The sequence below is a fragment of the Nocardia transvalensis NBRC 15921 genome (genome assembly GCF_000308875.1).
Classification (GTDB): domain Bacteria; phylum Actinomycetota; class Actinomycetes; order Mycobacteriales; family Mycobacteriaceae; genus Nocardia; species Nocardia transvalensis.
The window spans coordinates 115606-132463 of the sequence record NZ_BAGL01000042.1; the positions used below are offsets into that span (position 1 = coordinate 115606).

Annotated in this window: 18 protein-coding genes; 12 read left to right on the forward strand and 6 right to left on the reverse strand. The window is 66.6% G+C overall.

What is annotated here, in order from left to right:
* Window positions 1-22: 22 nt before the first annotated feature.
* On the reverse strand, window positions 23-1360 hold the full coding sequence (locus ON41_RS12995; RefSeq protein WP_306307779.1) for a diguanylate cyclase domain-containing protein: 1338 nt from the start codon (window positions 1358-1360) through the stop codon (window positions 23-25).
* Between the two features lie 256 nt (window positions 1361-1616).
* Between ON41_RS12995 and ON41_RS13000 the strand changes: the two genes are divergently transcribed.
* Window positions 1617-2759, forward strand: a complete 1143-nt coding sequence (locus ON41_RS13000) for a beta-ketoacyl synthase N-terminal-like domain-containing protein (RefSeq protein WP_040747916.1) — start codon at window positions 1617-1619, stop codon at window positions 2757-2759.
* 169 nt (window positions 2760-2928) lie between these two features.
* Window positions 2929-5910 (forward strand): excinuclease ABC subunit UvrA, encoded by a 2982-nt coding sequence (gene uvrA / locus ON41_RS13005; protein WP_040747833.1) that lies wholly within the window; start codon window positions 2929-2931, stop codon window positions 5908-5910.
* Between the two features lie 4 nt (window positions 5911-5914).
* Here the strand turns inward: uvrA and ON41_RS13010 are convergent, their stop codons facing one another.
* From ON41_RS13010 to ON41_RS13025, 4 genes are all read right to left on the reverse strand, one after another.
* Window positions 5915-7231 carry a hypothetical protein gene (locus ON41_RS13010; RefSeq protein ID WP_040747834.1) on the reverse strand — a complete coding sequence of 439 codons (1317 nt, stop codon included), beginning with the start codon at window positions 7229-7231 and terminating at the stop codon, window positions 5915-5917.
* A complete protein-coding gene (locus ON41_RS13015; RefSeq protein ID WP_040747835.1) occupies window positions 7231-7452 on the reverse strand; it encodes a hypothetical protein in 222 nt (73 codons plus the stop codon). Before ON41_RS13015 ends, ON41_RS13010 begins: the two co-directional genes overlap by 1 nt.
* A gap of 152 nt (window positions 7453-7604) precedes the next feature.
* Window positions 7605-8306, reverse strand: coding sequence for an alpha/beta fold hydrolase (locus ON41_RS13020; RefSeq protein WP_040747836.1), 702 nt, complete (start codon window positions 8304-8306; stop codon window positions 7605-7607).
* 60 nt (window positions 8307-8366) lie between these two features.
* Window positions 8367-8726 carry a DUF1844 domain-containing protein gene (locus tag ON41_RS13025; RefSeq protein WP_040747837.1) on the reverse strand — a complete coding sequence of 120 codons (360 nt, stop codon included), beginning with the start codon at window positions 8724-8726 and terminating at the stop codon, window positions 8367-8369.
* Between the two features lie 386 nt (window positions 8727-9112).
* On the opposite strand from ON41_RS13025, the gene infC reads away from it, so the two are divergent.
* The 5 genes from infC to ON41_RS40190 all read left to right on the forward strand — a co-directional run bounded on the left by infC (window position 9113) and on the right by ON41_RS40190 (window position 12201).
* Complete coding sequence (infC, locus tag ON41_RS13030) at window positions 9113-9787, forward strand: translation initiation factor IF-3 (RefSeq protein WP_083905309.1); 675 nt, start codon at window positions 9113-9115, stop codon at window positions 9785-9787.
* 68 nt (window positions 9788-9855) lie between these two features.
* Window positions 9856-10050 (forward strand): 50S ribosomal protein L35, encoded by a 195-nt coding sequence (gene rpmI, locus ON41_RS13035; RefSeq protein ID WP_040747839.1) that lies wholly within the window; start codon window positions 9856-9858, stop codon window positions 10048-10050.
* A gap of 63 nt (window positions 10051-10113) precedes the next feature.
* Window positions 10114-10494, forward strand: a complete 381-nt coding sequence (gene rplT / locus ON41_RS13040; protein WP_040747840.1) for a 50S ribosomal protein L20 — start codon at window positions 10114-10116, stop codon at window positions 10492-10494.
* Between the two features lie 7 nt (window positions 10495-10501).
* Window positions 10502-11413: a TrmH family RNA methyltransferase gene (locus ON41_RS40185; protein WP_083905310.1), complete on the forward strand. Its 912-nt coding sequence runs from the start codon at window positions 10502-10504 to the stop codon at window positions 11411-11413.
* A 71-nt stretch (window positions 11414-11484) separates the two neighbouring features.
* Window positions 11485-12201, forward strand: a complete 717-nt coding sequence (locus ON41_RS40190; RefSeq protein WP_083905323.1) for an HAD family hydrolase — start codon at window positions 11485-11487, stop codon at window positions 12199-12201.
* Here ON41_RS40190 and ON41_RS40195 read toward each other — a convergent pair.
* Window positions 12198-13682: a helix-turn-helix domain-containing protein gene (locus tag ON41_RS40195; RefSeq protein ID WP_083905311.1), complete on the reverse strand. Its 1485-nt coding sequence runs from the start codon at window positions 13680-13682 to the stop codon at window positions 12198-12200. The two genes, ON41_RS40190 and ON41_RS40195, sit on opposite strands and share 4 nt — an antisense overlap.
* A gap of 161 nt (window positions 13683-13843) precedes the next feature.
* Here ON41_RS40195 and ON41_RS13060 point away from each other — a divergent pair, with 161 nt between their 5' ends.
* The 5 genes from ON41_RS13060 to ON41_RS13075 all read left to right on the forward strand — a co-directional run bounded on the left by ON41_RS13060 (window position 13844) and on the right by ON41_RS13075 (window position 16829).
* The gene (locus ON41_RS13060; protein ID WP_083905312.1) at window positions 13844-15007 is read left to right on the forward strand and encodes a radical SAM protein; all 1164 of its coding nucleotides are present in this window, start codon (window positions 13844-13846) and stop codon (window positions 15005-15007) included.
* The gene (locus ON41_RS13065) at window positions 15004-15627 is read left to right on the forward strand and encodes a 3'-5' exonuclease (RefSeq protein ID WP_051161346.1); all 624 of its coding nucleotides are present in this window, start codon (window positions 15004-15006) and stop codon (window positions 15625-15627) included. Before ON41_RS13060 ends, ON41_RS13065 begins: the two co-directional genes overlap by 4 nt.
* On the forward strand, window positions 15624-16250 hold the full coding sequence (locus tag ON41_RS13070; RefSeq protein WP_157185448.1) for an AAA family ATPase: 627 nt from the start codon (window positions 15624-15626) through the stop codon (window positions 16248-16250). The genes ON41_RS13065 and ON41_RS13070 overlap by 4 nt, the downstream gene beginning before the upstream one ends.
* Before the next feature lie 111 nt (window positions 16251-16361).
* Window positions 16362-16622, forward strand: a complete 261-nt coding sequence (locus tag ON41_RS41525; protein ID WP_157185449.1) for a hypothetical protein — start codon at window positions 16362-16364, stop codon at window positions 16620-16622.
* Window positions 16623-16631: 9 nt separating this feature from the next.
* Window positions 16632-16829, forward strand: a complete 198-nt coding sequence (locus ON41_RS13075; protein WP_083905324.1) for a hypothetical protein — start codon at window positions 16632-16634, stop codon at window positions 16827-16829.
* Window positions 16830-16858 lie beyond the last annotated feature (29 nt).

Genomic DNA, 16858 nt, shown 5'->3' on the forward strand with positions numbered 1-16858 from the left:
GAGGCGTCGGCCACCGCGGCCGTCAGGAGGCGTGCGTGCTGTTGGGCCGCCGCCCGAGCGTATTGCCCTCGCGGCCGGTGGCCGGCTTCGCGCGGTACATGGCCAGATCGGCATCGTGCAGTACCGCCTCCGGGGTCCGGGTGTCGCCGGGGTGCAGGGGAGTGACGCCGATGGAGGCGTCGATGTGGATCCGGTGCCCGCGCGCGATGATGGGCTCGGCCATGCTCTGGCGCAGGCGTTTCACGAGGGCGTCGAGATCGACCGGCAGGGTGTGGCCCGACAGCAGCACCAGGAATTCGTCGCCGCCGAGGCGCCCCACCACGTCGTCGTGGCGCAGGCTGCGCTGCAGGCGCTGCGCGACGATCTGCAGCACGGTGTCGCCGATGGCGTGGCCGAGCGTGTCGTTGATGGCCTTGAAGCCGTCCAGATCGATGAACAGCACCGTCGAGACCGGCAGGTCCTCGCTGGTGCCCAGGGCGGCCGCCAGCCGCGACAGCACCAGCGAGCGATTGGCCAGCCCGGTCAGCGGATCGTGCGTGGCCTGATACTCCAATTGCCGCCTGCTTGCCCGGAATTCGGTGATGTCGTTGAACGACGAGACGGCCGGCGACGCCGGGTCGCCGGGATTGAGCAAACGGCTCGAGCCCGACAGCCACCGGCGCTGCCCGTCCGGGCGGTCGACGCCGAACACGTAGCGGGTGATGGTCTCGCCGGTGGCGAGGGTGCGCGCGACCGGATGCCGCAGCGGCGGCAGCGGCTGGGCGTTGGCGTCCAGCAGCGCCAGCGGCAGCGCGTCGATCCGGATGCCGACCAGATTGCCGTCGTGGCCGAAGATCCGCTTGGCGGCGGGATTCACCGATTCGATGCGCCCGTCGCGGTCGATCACCACCACGCCCTCCTCCAGCTGGGAGACGACGGTGGTGAAGTGCTGCTCGGCGCGGCGCTGCGCGGCCTCCGCCCGGCGCTGGGCGGTGAGGTCGTGGATGACGACCTGATAGGCGATGTGGTCGTGCCAGGCGGTGAGGACGGAGACGGTCTCGACGTCGACCATCCGCCCGTCGCTGCGGATCAGGGTCATCTCGGCGGGGTCGGACGCGTCGCCGGTGGACTCCAGGCGGCCGATGCGCTCCAGCATCGCCGGGATCGAGCGGGGGTCGACGAAGCGCGTCACCGGCTGTCCGACAAGCTGATCGGTATCCTCGACAGCAAGTAGCCTTACTATTGCTGGGTTGGCAAAAACGATGATGCCGCGCTCATGGACCACCACCCCGTCGGGGCTGTGCTCGACCAGGGTGCGGTACCGCTGGGCAAGCTGTTCGGCATCGATCGGGGCCTCCCGGTCGTCACCCACCTCAACCACACGTACCCCCTGATCTCGATGACTTGCGTCAATGGCACATGGGATCATTCTGGTATCGGCGTGCAGAGATCACAACGCCGACGGTATTGGATCAGTCACAGTTCGGGCACTTCATCGGGCCCTGATTGGCGATCATTACAGCTACCGGTTTGCTCAGTGATGGCGGTTTATTCGCTATTCGGCCCGGGACCGGTGAAGGAGCGAGGCTATGCCAGGCACCACCACTCCGCAGCCCGCGGAACACTATCAAGATCATATGACTATCGCCGGGATCGGTGTCGTCAGTGGTTACGGCTGGGGGCGTGAAAAGCTCTGGCAGGGGCTGCTGAGCGGTAAGTCCGCGGCCGGGTTGTATCCAGGGTACGGCCCCGGCCGCGACGAGCACGCCTGGGTCGCCCGACTACCCGAGGGCGGCGATCCGGCGATCAGCCCGCGCCGCTACGGCCGGGCGACCCACGCCTCGGCGCAGGAGGCGATCACCGACGCGATCGACCGGGGCTGGCAGCCGGGCCGGACGGTCGGCGTCCTGCACGCGATCGTGCTGGGCGACGTCTACGACTGGCGCGAGTTCTACACCGTCGACCACGGTCATCGCAGATCCCGGGACTACCTGCGATTATTACCCTCGACCCCGATCTCGGTACTGATGCAGGAATACGGCTTCCACGGTCCGTCGATGAACGTGTCGGCGGCGTGCAGCTCGGCGAACGTCGCGCTGATCACCGCGAAGCTGTGGCTGGACCAGGGTTTCGCGGACGACGTGATCTGCGTGACCACCGACGTGTCCGGCAGCCCGGACATGGTCGAACATTTCGTACGGATGGGCGCGGCGGTCTCCGATACCGAGCCGATGGAGGCGTGCCGTCCGTTCCAGGAGGGGAGCCGGGGCTTCAGCTTCGGCGAGGCGTCGGTGTCCTTCGTCGCGACCCGCTCGGCCGCGCGGCCCTACGCGCGGATCCTCGGCGGCGCCATGACCAACGACGCCTACCACGTGGTCTCGGTGGAGCCGAGCCTCGAGCAGATCTTCGAATGCACGCGACGCGCACTGGATTTCGCGGGCGTGCGGGCGTCCGATATCGCCTATTACAACGCCCACGGCCCCGGGACCGCGCAGTGTGACGTGGCCGAGACGACCGTGCTGCGGGAAATATTCGACGACCGCCCGCTGCTGTACTCGACGAAACAGCTGACCGGCCACTGCATGGGCGCGGCCGCCGGCGTGGAGGTGGCGGCCGCGGCGCTGGGATACGCGCGCGGCATCCTGCCCGCCCCGCCGATCGTCGCCCGGGCGCACCCGCGGCTCATCGACGGCCCGACCCGGTTCGAGGGCGGCCTGACCGTGAAGACGTCGCTCGGCATGGGCGGGCACAATTCGGTGCTCGTGCTCGGTCCCGCCTGAGACCCCCGCGGCACGTAGGCTGGACGGGGCCGGCCGGCCGCGTGGCCGCCGGGAAATCCCACGTCCGGAGCCTCTCGGCCCGCTGGAACCCGAACTTGTCGGTGGGTGGTTCTAGCATGTCGGCGGGGGCAATTCTGGACGCCGAAAAACGATCGAGAAGGGACGACCTGTGGCGGATCGCCTGACGGTGCGCGGAGCGCGGGAGCACAACCTCAAGGGAGTGGACCTCGACCTGCCCCGCGACAGTCTCATCGTCTTCACCGGGCTGTCCGGATCGGGCAAGTCCAGCCTCGCGTTCGACACCATCTTCGCCGAGGGACAGCGCCGCTACGTGGAGTCGCTGTCGGCCTACGCGCGCCAGTTCCTCGGCCAGATGGACAAGCCGGACGTGGATTTCATCGAGGGCCTCTCGCCCGCGGTCTCCATCGACCAGAAGTCCACCAACCGCAACCCGCGCTCCACTGTGGGCACCATCACCGAGGTCTACGACTATCTGCGCCTGCTCTACGCGCGCGCCGGTACCCCGCACTGCCCGGTCTGCGGCGAGCTGATCGCCAAGCAGACCCCGCAGCAGATCGTCGACCAGGTGCTGGAGATGGAGGAGGGCGTCCGGTTCCAGGTGCTGGCCCCAGTGGTCCGCACCCGCAAGGGCGAATTCGTCGACCTGTTCGACCAGCTGAAGACCCAGGGCTACTCCCGCGTCCGGGTGGACGGCGTGGTCCACCCGCTCACCGACCCGCCCAAGCTCAAGAAGCAGGAGAAGCACGATATCGAGGTGGTCGTCGACCGTCTCGCCGTGAAGCCGGGTTCCAAACAGCGCCTGACCGATTCGATCGAGACCGCGCTGCGCCTGGCCGACGGCATCGTCGTCCTCGATTTCGTCGACCGCGACGAGCACGCCCACGACCGCGAGCGCCGCTTCTCCGAGAAGCTGGCCTGCCCCAACGGCCACCCGCTCGATATCGAGGATCTCGAGCCCCGCTCGTTCTCGTTCAACTCGCCCTACGGCGCCTGCCCCGACTGCGTCGGTCTCGGCATCCGCAAGGAGGTCGACCCGGACCTGGTGGTTCCGGATCCGGACCTGAGCCTCAACGGGGGCGCGATCGCGCCGTGGTCGCGCGGCCAGACGGCCGAGTACTTCACCCGGCTGCTGTCGGGCCTGGCCGAGTCGATCGGCTTCTCCATGGACACCCCGTGGAACGGGCTGCCCGCCAAGGCCCGCAAGGCGGTGCTCGAGGGCAGCACCGACCAGGTGCACGTCTCCTACACCAACCGCTACGGCCGCAAGCGCTCCTACTACGCCGACTTCGAGGGCGTCATGCCCTTCCTACAGCGGCGCATGGACAACACCGAGTCCGAGCAGATGAAGGAGCACTACGAGGGCTACATGCGGGACATCCCGTGCCCCGTCTGCCGCGGCGCGCGCCTGCGGCCCGAGATCCTGGCCGTCACGCTGAATTCCGAAGGCGGACATCGCTCCATCGCCGAGGTCTGTGACTTCTCGATCCGCGACTGCTCCAAATTCCTGAACTCCCTGGAACTGGGGGAGCGAGAGGCGGCCATCGCGGGCCAGGTGCTCAAGGAGATCCAGGCGCGGCTGGGCTTCCTGCTCGATGTCGGCTTGGAGTACCTCACGTTGTCGCGGGCTGCGGCCACGCTGTCCGGTGGTGAGGCACAGCGCATTCGCCTCGCGACGCAGATCGGCTCGGGCCTGGTGGGCGTGCTGTACGTCCTCGACGAGCCGTCGATCGGCCTGCACCAGCGCGACAACCGCCGCCTGATCGAAACCCTCTCGCGCCTGCGCGATCTCGGCAACACGCTGATCGTCGTCGAGCACGACGAGGACACCATCCACGCCTCGGACTGGGTGGTCGACATCGGCCCGATGGCCGGCGAACACGGCGGCCAGGTGGTCTACAGCGGCCCGTACAAGGGCCTGCTCGCCGACCGCACCTCGCTCACGGGCGGGTACCTCGCGGGCCGCGAGCGCATCGAGGTGCCGATGGTCCGGCGCCCGGTGTCCAAGAAGAAGCAGCTCACCGTCGTCGGCGCGAACGAGCACAACCTGCGCGGCATCGACGTCGACTTCCCGCTGGGCGTGCTGACGGCGGTCACCGGCGTCTCCGGTTCCGGCAAGTCCACCCTGGTGAACGACATTCTCGCCACGGTGCTGGCCAACAAGCTGAACGGCGCCCGCCAGGTCCCCGGCCGGCACACCCGCATCAACGGCCTCGACCACCTGGACAAGCTGGTGCAGGTGGACCAGTCGCCCATCGGCCGCACGCCGCGCTCGAACCCGGCCACCTACACCGGCGTCTTCGACAAGATCCGCACCCTGTTCGCCGCGACCACCGAGGCCAAGGTGCGCGGCTACCAGCCGGGCCGGTTCTCGTTCAACGTCAAGGGCGGCCGCTGCGAGGCGTGCTCGGGCGACGGCACTCTGAAGATCGAGATGAACTTCCTGCCCGACGTCTACGTCCCGTGCGAGGTGTGCCACGGCGCCCGCTACAACCGCGAGACCCTCGAGGTGCATTACAAGGGCAAGACCATCGCCGAGGTGCTGGATATGCCCATCGAGGAGGCGGCCGAATTCTTCGAGCCGGTCACCTCGATCCACCGCTACCTCAAGACCCTGGTCGACGTCGGCCTCGGCTACGTCCGCCTCGGCCAGAGCGCGCCCACGCTCTCCGGCGGCGAGGCGCAGCGCGTGAAACTGTCCGCCGAACTGCAGAAGCGCTCCACCGGGCGCACCGTCTACATCCTGGACGAGCCGACCACCGGCCTGCACTTCGAGGACATCCGCAAACTGCTCGGCGTCATCAACGGCCTGGTGGACAAGGGCAATACGGTCATCGTCATCGAGCACAACCTGGACGTCATCAAGACCTCCGACTGGGTGATCGATATGGGCCCCGAGGGCGGCTCGGGCGGCGGCACGGTCATCGCCCAAGGCACCCCGGAAGACGTTGCCGCCGTAGCGGAGAGCTACACCGGCCAGTTCCTCCAGGGAGCCTTGGCGGCCGCCGCGCCGCAGGCCCCCGCGAAGACGGCCAGGAAATCCGCCGTCAAGAAGGCTCCGGCGAAGAAGCCCGCCGAGGCCGATCCCAAGCGCGCGGCGGCCGCGCGCCGCAAGGCCGCCGCCCTGCGCTGATCGCTCAGCGGTGGAATCCGCCCGCGGCGGCGCCGAATTCGGTGCCGTCGCCGGGGCCGCGGCGGCGCATCTGGCGGCGGCGGAAGAACACTTCCTCGACCGAGACGTCGGGGACGGCGGCGTGCAACCCGGCCAGGCGCGGATCGGCCCCGCGCTGCTCGAGGTGGCGTTGCAGGCCGACGCGGCGCTCCGACGGCAGCGCGGCCCACACCGTGCCGATATGGGCCTGCACGTCGGCGTCGGCGTCGGCGAGGGTGTCCAGCAGCAGCGGCCACAGGCCCGCCTCCGTCGCGCGCGAGGGCAGGGCGGCGACCGTGTGCCGGGGAAGTTCGGCCAGCAGCCGCGTAATCGTCCGCCGCACAGCGGGTTCGGCGCGCGCCGCGATCTCCAGCAGCCCGCGCCACACGCCCGAGACGGTATCCGGGCGCAGGACACCGACCAGGGCGGTGAGCGTATTCCGGTCGGAGAACACGGAATTCGTGGCCATCCGGTCGAGCGCGACCGGGCTCAGCCGGCCGGTGAACGCCAGCAGTTCGATCGTCACACCCGACCGCGTGGCATTGACGATGAGAGAGCCGATAGCGGCCGCCGACCCTTCGCCGAACAGGATGTCACCGACCTCGCTGACCACATTGGGTTCGCAGCGCCCGAAGACCGACAGCGCCGCCGCCTGCAGATCCGGCGCCCCGGCGAGGACGGCGCGCACCATACGCGGCACGCGCTGCGCCGGGCCGGCGAGCAACTGGCGCACGATCATGCTGATCGCTTCCCCGGAATAGGCGAAGGCCGCGGAGAAGATCAGGCCCTCGTCGTCGGGCACGCCGCGCTCGACCGCGGCGATCAGGCGCGGGGTGGCCGCGGCGAGGAAGGGGCCGGCCGTCACGTAGTCGCGGCGGCGCAGCACCTCGTTCACGATCTCGAGGACGGCGTCGATCGGCGCCACGTCGGCCAGCATGCCGACCGTATCGGGATCCAGGTACTGGGCGCAGTCGGCGACATACGACGTGCGCAGCAGCGAGAGCACCTCCGACGCCTTCTTCGGATGGTCGGCGCCGACCGCGCCCGCGGCCCGGCCGGTCATCATCGGCGGCACGATGCGCTGCACCAGCGGCATCGAGATCGACAGCGGGATGAACGGCACCAGCTTGCTGATGCGGCGGAAGGTCTCGGCGTGGTCGTCGAAGATGACGGCCGCCATCCGCTGCTGCAGGTCGGCCAGCTGATCGGCGCCCAGGCGCTCGAGGTGGGCCAGCCGGTGCGGCGACACGTGCAGGGTGCGCGCCAGCAGGATGACCTGGGCGCGGGTGACCAGTTCGCTCATCAGTCGACAGCGTCCCCGAACATGATCCGCTTCGTCACCCCGCGCAGCGGTCGCGGCAGGGCGCCGATCATGCCGTCGATGGCCTCGGCGAGTGCGAACTTCTCCTGCTGGCGGGCCGCGCGGAACAGGGCGACCAGGTCGGCGGTCTCGCTCTCCGACAACAGGTCCGTGGCCGCTGTCGGGCCGCGAAGTTCCTTTTCGAGGTCGGATCTGGCGGTCATGCTGCTCCTGACTGTCGAGCCCTGGCAGCTGAAATTACCCGCAAATACATCCCTCGAATCATATGGGTGCGCAGCCGCGTAGGGGGTCCGAAATGCGTGAATTGCGCCGCAGCCCAAGCGAAACGACACCGGGAAGGGTGTCGTCACAACGGTCACCGGGCGGCGGTGGCATGGATCAACTCGGCGAGTTCGGCGGGGCGCGACCACATCGGCCAGTGCCCGGTCGGCAGGTCGATGTAGTCGGCGTCGATCCGAGTGAGTTCGGCGAACATCCGCAGCTCACCGGCGTCGCGCAGCTGCCGCACCTGGTCGGCCGGATAGCTGGTGCAGATGATCGTCGTCGGAATCGACAGGCGGGCAGGGGAATCGCTGAGCCGCAGCGGCGCGGCCGCGATACCCGCCGGCTCCGACACGGCGCGCTCGCGGAACCGGGCCAGGGCCGCGTCGTCGAGTCCCTCGATGCTGTTGCCGGTGGCCTCCAGCTGTGGCCAGTCCGGCAGCGGCAGGTCCGGCGAGTCCAACGCGGGCAGGACCGTGAATCCGTCCGGCACCGGCGCGGTGTCGACATAGATCGCGCGCGCGAACCGGCTCGGCGCGATATCGGTCGCGAGGTAGGCGGGCAGCGCGGCGCCCGAGTGCGAGACCAGGACCGCTCCGCCGTCGGCGCCGGCCGCATCGATGATGGCCCTGGCCTGGGTCTCGAAGGTCGCCGCCAGCCGGTGCGGATCCTCGGGATCGAGCCCCGGCAGGGTCAGTGCCAGCACGTCGTGGCCCCGCCCGCGCAGATCCTCGGCGACGGCATCCCAGGCCCACGCGCCGAGCCAGAACCCGGGGGCCAGAATTATTCGCGCCATGGGAGGAGCATCCCACGCCTCATCGAATGCCGCGCCTCGTGGCGTCGCCGCCCTCCGCGGTCAGTAGACCGGGCCCGTGTACTTCTCGCCCGGCCCCTTGCCCGGCTCGTCGGGGTGGGCCGACGACTCGCGGAAGGCGCGCTGCAGCGACTGCAGGCCCTCGCGGATCGGGCCGGCGTGCGGGCCCAGGTATTCGACGGAGGCGGTGACCAGTCCGGCGAGGGCGGTGATGACGCGCCGGGCCTCGTCCAGGTCGCGGCGCGGGCTCGTATCCGGGTCCTCGTCGGCGAGGCCGAGCTTCTCGGCGGCCGAACTCATCAGCATCACCGCCGCGCGGCTGATCACCTCGACGGCCGGGATATCCGCCAGCTCGCGCACGTCCTCGTCCGGCCCGGCGGACTGCGGCGACACCTCACTCATGCCCGGTAGCATGGCATCCGAGACCGACGTGCCTGGTCGCGGGGGCGGGCGATTGGGAGTTGCGGGTAGCCGGATGTTATGCTTTCCGGCGACGACCGCCCCGGATGGTTCATGCCGCCTGGGGCCCATAAGTGGAGCCCGACTCCCACCGTCGGCCACAGTGCTCAACGGCACGCGTTCGGCCGGGCGGTCCGGTCACCCGTCACAGCCGACGGGTTCCTCGCGGGGATCATCTCGCGCAGGGTCGATGCGAGAATGCTCGCGCCGACGACCGGTCGACATCGGGCCCCGTGGCGGTGAAATACCGTGGCGGGGCTTTCGTGTTGGATATGGGGTTGCAGTTATAGCGCGGTCGTTGGACGACACCGCTTGACCTAGGAGGCCCCATCAGCACTGAGACTCGCATCAACGATCGCATTCGCGTCCCTGAGGTCCGACTCATCGGACCCGGTGGCGAGCAGGTTGGGATCGTGCGTGTTGAAGATGCACTCCGCGTCGCGCAGGAGGCAGATCTCGATCTGGTCGAGGTCGCGCCCGACGCGCGACCGCCGGTCTGCAAGATCATGGACTACGGCAAGTTCAAGTACGAGACCGCGCAGAAGGCGCGCGAGTCCCGGAAGAACCAGCAGCAGACCGTGATCAAGGAGCAGAAGCTCCGACCCAAGATCGATGACCACGACTACGCGACCAAACGGGGACACGTGATGCGGTTCCTGGAGGCCGGGTCGAAGGTCAAGGTGACGATCATGTTCCGCGGTCGCGAGCAGTCGCGGCCCGAGCTGGGCTTCCGGCTGCTGCAGCGGCTGGCCTCCGACGTGGCCGATCTCGGCTTCGTCGAGACCTCTGCGAAGCAGGACGGCCGGAACATGACGATGGTCCTCGCGCCGCACAAGGGTGCGAAGACGCGCGTCAAGGCGCAGCAGACAGCGTCGCAGTCGCAATCGCAGCGGGGTCCCGCGCCGGCGGGTGGCGGTTCCGCCGCCAGCACCGCGGCGCCGAGGCCGACGCCGGGAGCCAATCCGGCCCCCGCGCCGGAGGCCGAAGCGGTCACCCCGTCGTAGAACCGATACAGCACCGGAGGTAGCGCGGTAGAACGCTGCCTCCGGGACGAGACAGATTAGAGGAACCCATGCCGAAGATGAAGAGCCACAGCGGCGCCTCGAAGCGATTCAAGGTGTCGGGTAAGGGCAAGCTGCTGCGCCAGCAGGCCAACCGCCGCCACCTGTTCGAGTACAAGTCCAGCCGCCGGACTCGTCGTCTGGAAGGCACGGTGTCCGTCGCCAAGGCCGACGTCCCGCGCGTCAAGAAGCTGCTCGGCATCTGAGCCGCCCCCATCCCCGACCACCCGGGCGCCGCGAGCGCCCCTCGATCGAACAAGGACTGACCAGTGGCACGCGTCAAAAGGGCCGTCAACGCTCAGAAGAAGCGCCGTAGCATCCTCGAGGCCTCCAAGGGCTACCGCGGGCAGCGCTCGCGGCTGTACCGCAAGGCCAAGGAACAGCAGCTGCACTCGCTCACCTACGCCTACCGGGACCGCCGGGCGCGCAAGGGTGACTTCCGCAAGCTGTGGATCGCCCGCATCAACGCGGCGGCCCGCGCCAACGACATCACCTACAACCGCTTCATCCAGGGCCTGAAGGCCGCCGGCGTAGAGGTCGACCGCAAGATCCTCGCCGAGCTGGCCGTCTCGGACGCCGAGGCGTTCACCGGCCTGGTCGCCGTCGCGAAGGCCGCGCTGCCGGCCGACGTCAACGCCCCCGCCGCCTGACTCCGGCTTGACGGACCATACGTCGAAACGACCCGCGGACGCGCCCCTCTCGGAGCGCAACCCGCGGGTCGTTTCGGCTGTCAAACTCCACCGCTCCCCCCAACGCCGCAAAACCGGCCTGTTCCTCGCCGAGGGCGCCAACTCCGTTGCCGCCGCACTGGATACGGAGCGAGTGGAGGAGCTGTACTTCTCGAACCGAGCCGCCGAGCGGGAGCACGAGCTGGTGGCTTCGGCTGCGGCACTGGGGGTTCGGACGACGTTGGTGAGTGATCGGGCGGCAGAGCAACTGGGGGAGACGGTGACCCCGCCGGGGTTGGTCGCGGTGTGCCGTCAGGTGGATGTGCCACTGGCCCAGGTGCTCAGCGCGGACACGACCGGTTCGAATGTGGGCACTCGTGGTGCCCCGGAAAATCCTTCTGTCGCAGATGATTCCGGGAGATCAGTACCAACCGGCGCACGATTGCTCGCGGTACCGGTGGAGATCTCCGACCCCGGCAACGCAGGCACCCTGATCCGAGTCGCCGACGCTGTAGGCGCCGACGGCGTCGTCCTGACCGGCGATTCGGTAGACCCCCACAACGGCAAATGCGTCCGAGCCTGCGCCGGAAGCCTTTTCCACGTCCCCATAGCCCGCGAACGCGACATAAACACGGTCCTCACCGACCTCCGCACCGCCGGAATCACCGTCCTCGCCACCACAGCCCGCGGCGAAGTAGACCTGGACGGCGCCGACGACATCCTCCACGGCCCCGTAGCCTGGCTCTTCGGCAACGAGGCCCACGGCCTCCCACCCTCCGTAGCCGCCGAGGCTGATCACCGAATCCGAATCCCCATCCACGGCCGAGCCGAAAGCCTCAACCTAGCCGCAGCCGCAGCCATCTGCCTCTACGCCAGCGCCCGCGTCCAACACCACAGCTGAACCCGTCGATATCCCGAATACGAGACGGTGTCGTAAGTGGCGAGACAGACCCTCGTGTCAGAATGCTCGATATGAGCGGGGCGTTCGCAAGTCTGGTCGTTTGGGACGTTGACGGCACCCTGATACCGGCTGACCTGCGGTGGCTCCGAAGGGCTGTCGCCCGCACCTACGGTATCCAGGACGAGTCGATCGTTTTCCCCAAGGCGCGAGTGCACGGCTATACAGATGAGTCGATCGTCGTGGACACGGCCGTCGCTTCCGGAGTGCAGCCGGACGTCGCCGAGGATGGCGTCGAGCGGTTCCACGAGGTGCTGGCCGATGTCATGTCTGAGGGAGAGGAAGAACTTGCCCGCGATCAGCCAGCGTATCCCGGGGCGTTCGACTCGATTGCTTCGCTGCACGAGCATGGGTTCGCGCAGACAGTTTTGACCGGAAACCTACGTGTAGCAGCTGAAGTCAAACTTCGTGTATCCGGTCTGGACCAATACCTGGATCTGGGTATAGGCGCGTTCGGTGATGATGCGCGTGAGCGCTTCGAGCTTCCTGCCGTGGTCACCGAGCGATTCGCTGAAAAATTCGGCACCAAGCTTGATGTGAGTCGGACGGTTGTTATCGGAGATGCTCCGAACGATATCGCCTGTGCCCGGCACGCGGGATTTCACGTGATCGCTGTCGCGCATCGAATCCCCCGCGCGGAGTTGGAACAGCATTCTCCCGACGCGATTTTGGACAGGCTGGACAGAGATACAGTGGTCTCGACCGTAGCTGCATTGACGGATAAAATTTAGGAGACCGGGAGGGCCTTTATTCGCTCTCGTAGCTCCCGAATGGGTGTTTCGGATTTCCATGGTTCGAGTCGACCTAATGCACACTGGGCGCGTTCGACTCCTCGTGAATTTCCCGCTGCGACAAGAGTTTCGTATGCGTCCCCCAGCATTCGGCACCCTTCTTCCAGTTCACCGTCCAAGGCATGGGCGCTCGCGAGGTCGACTTGCGCGGCGAGTACGACATTCCGATTGTCTGCGGTGGTCGTGCTGATGGCTCGGGTCAGTGCGGTTATCGACTTTTTGGGTTCGTTGAGGAACAGCCAGCACGTTCCTTCGTAGACCGCCAGTCGAGTTGGATTCCAATCACTGAAAAGGCCGGTCTGATCGGGCTCGGTGATCTCGTCGACAGCCCGGCCTGCGCGCGCTAGTGCGTCCCTGCATTCTCTGTTCAGCCCCAACACGGCGAACGCTTGCGCTTGCTCTGCCGCTATCCGCGCTCGCGCCGAGGGGGGAAGCGCGTCGGCGACGGCAGCAGCTTCGCGGAGCAATTGGAGGCCGTTCACGATGTCACCGTCCGAACCTATCAGCGTTGCAGCGTCCGATCGGAGATTGCTTTCGAAAATTCTTGCGACCCCACCGAGTGCCGGATCTCTGATGTCATCCGCAAGACGCTTTGCGAATGCGCAACTAGCCAGCGCCATCGGACGATCTCCGATTGCGCTCCAGAGTCGACTCGCCACGATCGAGGTTTCACCGAGGAGGAAGCCGATCTGTTTCTTGACACGTTCGTCGCTGGCACTCCGAAACAGGGCTGTCACTGAATTTCGGTGCGCTGAAACGAGCGTCAAGAGTACTGCGGGATCAATACTTTGCCTTTGACCCGCAAGTAGGCGGGTCACGGCTGTGAAGCTGGTAATGGTGCGCTCGGAAATATTCTTCGAGTAGATGACGGACTCGACCGCGTCGGCGTTACGAATAAAGTCGGGGTCCAACGCGCCGGTGGTGGCTACAGCAATTCCGTGGATGAAGAGTGTTCGACGGTTTATCACAGATAATTCCGCATCGTCTTCGTGTTCATCAGTGGGGCCGACAAGATTACTGCACGCTGGACCGAGAGTACGCGAGTCGAGAGGCAGCGTTACGAGTCGGCCCTCGACGATCACCGGCAATGCGACGGCAGTGGTGTTGCTGATCTCGGTTTCCGAGGTGGCCGTCCTGTTGCGCACGCGTATGGCTCGCTGCTCGTCGTGTGCCTGCGCGCGCAGGGTGACCAATGCGCCGTCCGCACCGAGACCAGCGTCCAGCACGGCGACGAGCGACCGCGATGGAAGGACTCCATCCGCGGTCTCGGCCATACCGACGTATTGACGTGTGTAGCGGATCTTGGCGGCAAGCTGCCGCTGACTCAGGCCCGCAGCCTGCCGGCGGCACTTTATTTCGCGGGCCAATTGATCAGCGATACTTGCCGATTGCGGTCCTGGTTCGCTGATCGGTTCGTTCATCGGTACCCCCTGGTCATTGGTTCATTCTCACCTATCGGGTGTGGAGGCAAATCGGCTTTCCTGTGATTTGCCACCTTCTTTGCCCGCGGGGTGCAGCGGTCTGCTCGATGGGGCCACGCGAAATCGGTGGCTCGGAATCAACTGGGAGGCAGGCACAAGCCATGACGACGACTCGCCACGGCGTCCCGCTACTGGCTGTGGCACAGCGAGCGGGACTGCGGTCGGAACTGCGGGACGTGATCGAGTACCGCAAGTCCGGGCTGAGCCTGAACTGGATCGTAGGATGCCCGCTGGATTGTGGGTATTGCGTGCGACATCTGTTCGACAACTTCGAGATGAAGGTACCGCGAGCCTTGATGGACGACCGGGAGGCCGCCGAGCTGCTGACTGGTCACAAGTACTTCCGGCCGCATGTGACACCGATTCAGCTGCTCAACCGGGCTACAGACCCGATGTTGCCCCGGGTGAAGCAGCACACCTTCAACATGCTGGGTCTGCTGGGTGCGCGCGGGCTGACCAACCATGTTCTGGTGATCACCCGGTGGCGGATCGAGCCGGAGGACTGCGCAATCTTGAACTCGATCGAGAATCTGAAAATCACCGTGCTGGTTACGCATTCGGGAATCGATGACCCGCGTGTCGAGCCGGTGGACTCCGCAATCGCAGCGCAGTCGCTGGTGACGGCGTTCGAGCACGCGGACCGTTATCGGGTGGTGCTGTACTGGCGGCCGATCGTGCCGGGCCTCAACGACTCGGATGTGCACCTACGCCGCACGCTCACGCTGAGTCAGCACGCGCACGCGACTGTGTTCACTGGTCTGTTCTTCAAAGATCAGATCCGCGATTATTACCGAGCGAACGGCTTGCCGGAGCCATATCCGGAAGGTGCCCGGCGCAAGGTGTTTCCCGAGGCTCTGGAACGGCGGATACTCGCGGCCGCCGGCACAGGCCGGCCTGGTTCGCCGTTGTTTCGCAAGACCAGCTGTGCGGTCGCCTACGCGCACGCCGTGACGGACTACAACGGCCACTACGGCATTCGGGAATTGTGTGACATCTGCCCGGCCGCGCAGCTACAACGGTGCGCGCGGGCATGGCGACGCCCTGATGAACGGCATGTCGCAGACCAGTCCGCAGAGCTGGGCGGAACTCTCATAGAGGTCAACGACCGTGCCGTGGTCGTGGCCGGGCTTGATGAGCAGCGCCGCTACTACCTGCAGCACGGTCACGGCTATCAGGTGCACGACATCGACAAGCCGCATCACCGGGACCGGCACGGCCGCGCCGATCTCGGCTGGCCCACTACGAGAGAGAACACGCCATCATGACGACCCCGCATGCATTCCCGAATGTCCTGCACGAGCGGCAGTTGGCCGTGGTTGATGTCGAAGGCAACGGGCAGAATCCGCCGGAGATCATCGAGATCGCGGTGTTGCTGGTCGACGGGTCTACGCCACCGGATGCGTTGCGTTCCTGGTTGGTTCAGCCGCAGCAGCCGGTGACATCCATCGTCGCCCGCAAGGTCCACGGGATCACCAACGCGGATCTCGCCGATTGCCCGCAGTGGCAGGAGATTGCCGAGGAGGTCGCGGAAGCCCTGTGCGGGCGGACATTGGTCGCCCACAATGCCACCGTCGAGCGCAGGGTCCTCGCGGCGCATCTGCCGGATTGGAAGCCGCCGTTGATTCTGGACACGCTGCGGCTGGCGAAAACGGTCTGGCAGGGCCTGGATTCGTATGCGCTGGACAAGCTCATCGAACGCGGCCAACTCGACACCGGCTCCGGTGCTGGGCAGGGCTATCACCGCGCCGGATACGACGCATGGGCGGCGTGGCAGTTGCTGTGCGCCTTGATCACCGACGGCGCATTGGACTGGCCCGAGCTGGTCGTCGCGGCCGGCCTCCCCGAGTTCCTGCCTGCACCCGAACCTGAAGGAGGTTTGTGGTGAGCACCCTCGATCAGCCGGTCACCATCGCTGTTGTCGGCGCGCATTCCACCGGCAAGAGTACGTTCCTTGCCCGGCTGGCCCATGAGCTGAGGCGCAGGGGCCTACAGGTTTCCGCGGTCGCGGACTTGGGGGAACAAGCGCAGCGCATGGGGTTGCCGATCCTGTGGAATCACACGTGGACTTCCACGCTTTGGATCATGACGCGCGGTATCAGCAACGAGGTCGAGGCGTGGCTGCACGGTGATGTCGTGCTGGTTGACCGTGCCGTCCCCGATGCGCTGGGTTATTACCGAGCCGCGCTCGAATATCGCGGCGAGACCCCGGACCCGGAGGGATGGGGATATCTGCAGACACTGGCCCGCGTCCACAGCGACCGCTACCACCTCATCTTTCGTACGCAGCTCGATCCGGATATCCCATTGGGCACCAACAAGCCCCGCGATGGCAATCGGCAATTCCGGGCTCTCGCAGATCGTCACGTCAGTGCCGTGATGACCGAGCTGGCTATACCCTGCCTGCCCCTGGCCGCCGACCATGACGCCGCGCTTGCCCTGGCGACGTGCTTCGTCGCCGAACAACTCGGCAACGAAGCGTGCTCCGGTACAACCGGGGCTACCGCATGAGTGCCTGATCGTCTCCGAATTCATCAATCTTCGTGGCGTACCGGTTCTGGTGGCAAACCCCTTGATACCGGTACCCCGACCGCCTTCCTCGACTCCGGAGGTATTGGAACGATGCCTTACTACACGCTTGCCATCCATCAATTGGCTGCGATGACTCAGGAGGAAACACGGCCGACCAATCGGTGCACGCAGAACCCGCGTCATATCCGGATCGAATCCGGCGCGCTGTGTCTGGACTATCGCGCATCGGCGGAGCAGGTGCAAAGCGTTGCCGATGAGTTGGGGAGAGGATCTCTGGGGGTCGTCGTCACGGTGGACGACCGTGTGACGGAAGATCTTCCGACACTGCCGTGTGCTCGGTTGTGGGACTGATTCGTGTCGATGCCGGAACCTTTGGGCGACAGGGCATTTGTGCATGCGGATGGCCGGTTGGCCGAGTTCATGTGCCAGGTGTATTTGATGGAGCTGACCGTCGAACGGGCGCGGGAGTTGCGGTATATCCATCGTTTTCACAGTCCGGATGAGTGCATCGTGCACCTGGAGGCGGCGTATTTGCTGCTGACCGAGGAGGGCTTGTGAGCGACACCATCGAGGGCACGCCCGTGACT

Excerpts from the sequence above, each read along its gene's own strand:
- ON41_RS13020 (WP_040747836.1), bottom strand. The coding sequence starts at position 8,306 with ATGGCGCGAATAATTCTGGCCCCCGGGTTCTGGCTCGGCGCGTGGGCC.
- ON41_RS13060 (WP_083905312.1), top strand. The coding sequence starts at position 13,844 with ATGACGACGACTCGCCACGGCGTCCCGCTACTGGCTGTGGCACAGCGA.
- ON41_RS41525 (WP_157185449.1), top strand. The coding sequence starts at position 16,362 with ATGCCTTACTACACGCTTGCCATCCATCAATTGGCTGCGATGACTCAG.
- rpmI (WP_040747839.1), top strand. The coding sequence starts at position 9,856 with ATGCCGAAGATGAAGAGCCACAGCGGCGCCTCGAAGCGATTCAAGGTG.
- ON41_RS13065 (WP_051161346.1), top strand. The coding sequence starts at position 15,004 with ATGACGACCCCGCATGCATTCCCGAATGTCCTGCACGAGCGGCAGTTG.
- ON41_RS13010 (WP_040747834.1), bottom strand. The coding sequence starts at position 7,231 with ATGAGCGAACTGGTCACCCGCGCCCAGGTCATCCTGCTGGCGCGCACC.
- ON41_RS13000 (WP_040747916.1), top strand. The coding sequence starts at position 1,617 with ATGACTATCGCCGGGATCGGTGTCGTCAGTGGTTACGGCTGGGGGCGT.
- ON41_RS13075 (WP_083905324.1), top strand. The coding sequence starts at position 16,632 with ATGCCGGAACCTTTGGGCGACAGGGCATTTGTGCATGCGGATGGCCGG.
- ON41_RS13015 (WP_040747835.1), bottom strand. The coding sequence starts at position 7,452 with ATGACCGCCAGATCCGACCTCGAAAAGGAACTTCGCGGCCCGACAGCG.
- ON41_RS13025 (WP_040747837.1), bottom strand. The coding sequence starts at position 8,726 with ATGAGTGAGGTGTCGCCGCAGTCCGCCGGGCCGGACGAGGACGTGCGC.
- ON41_RS40190 (WP_083905323.1), top strand. The coding sequence starts at position 11,485 with ATGAGCGGGGCGTTCGCAAGTCTGGTCGTTTGGGACGTTGACGGCACC.
- ON41_RS40195 (WP_083905311.1), bottom strand. The coding sequence starts at position 13,682 with ATGAACGAACCGATCAGCGAACCAGGACCGCAATCGGCAAGTATCGCT.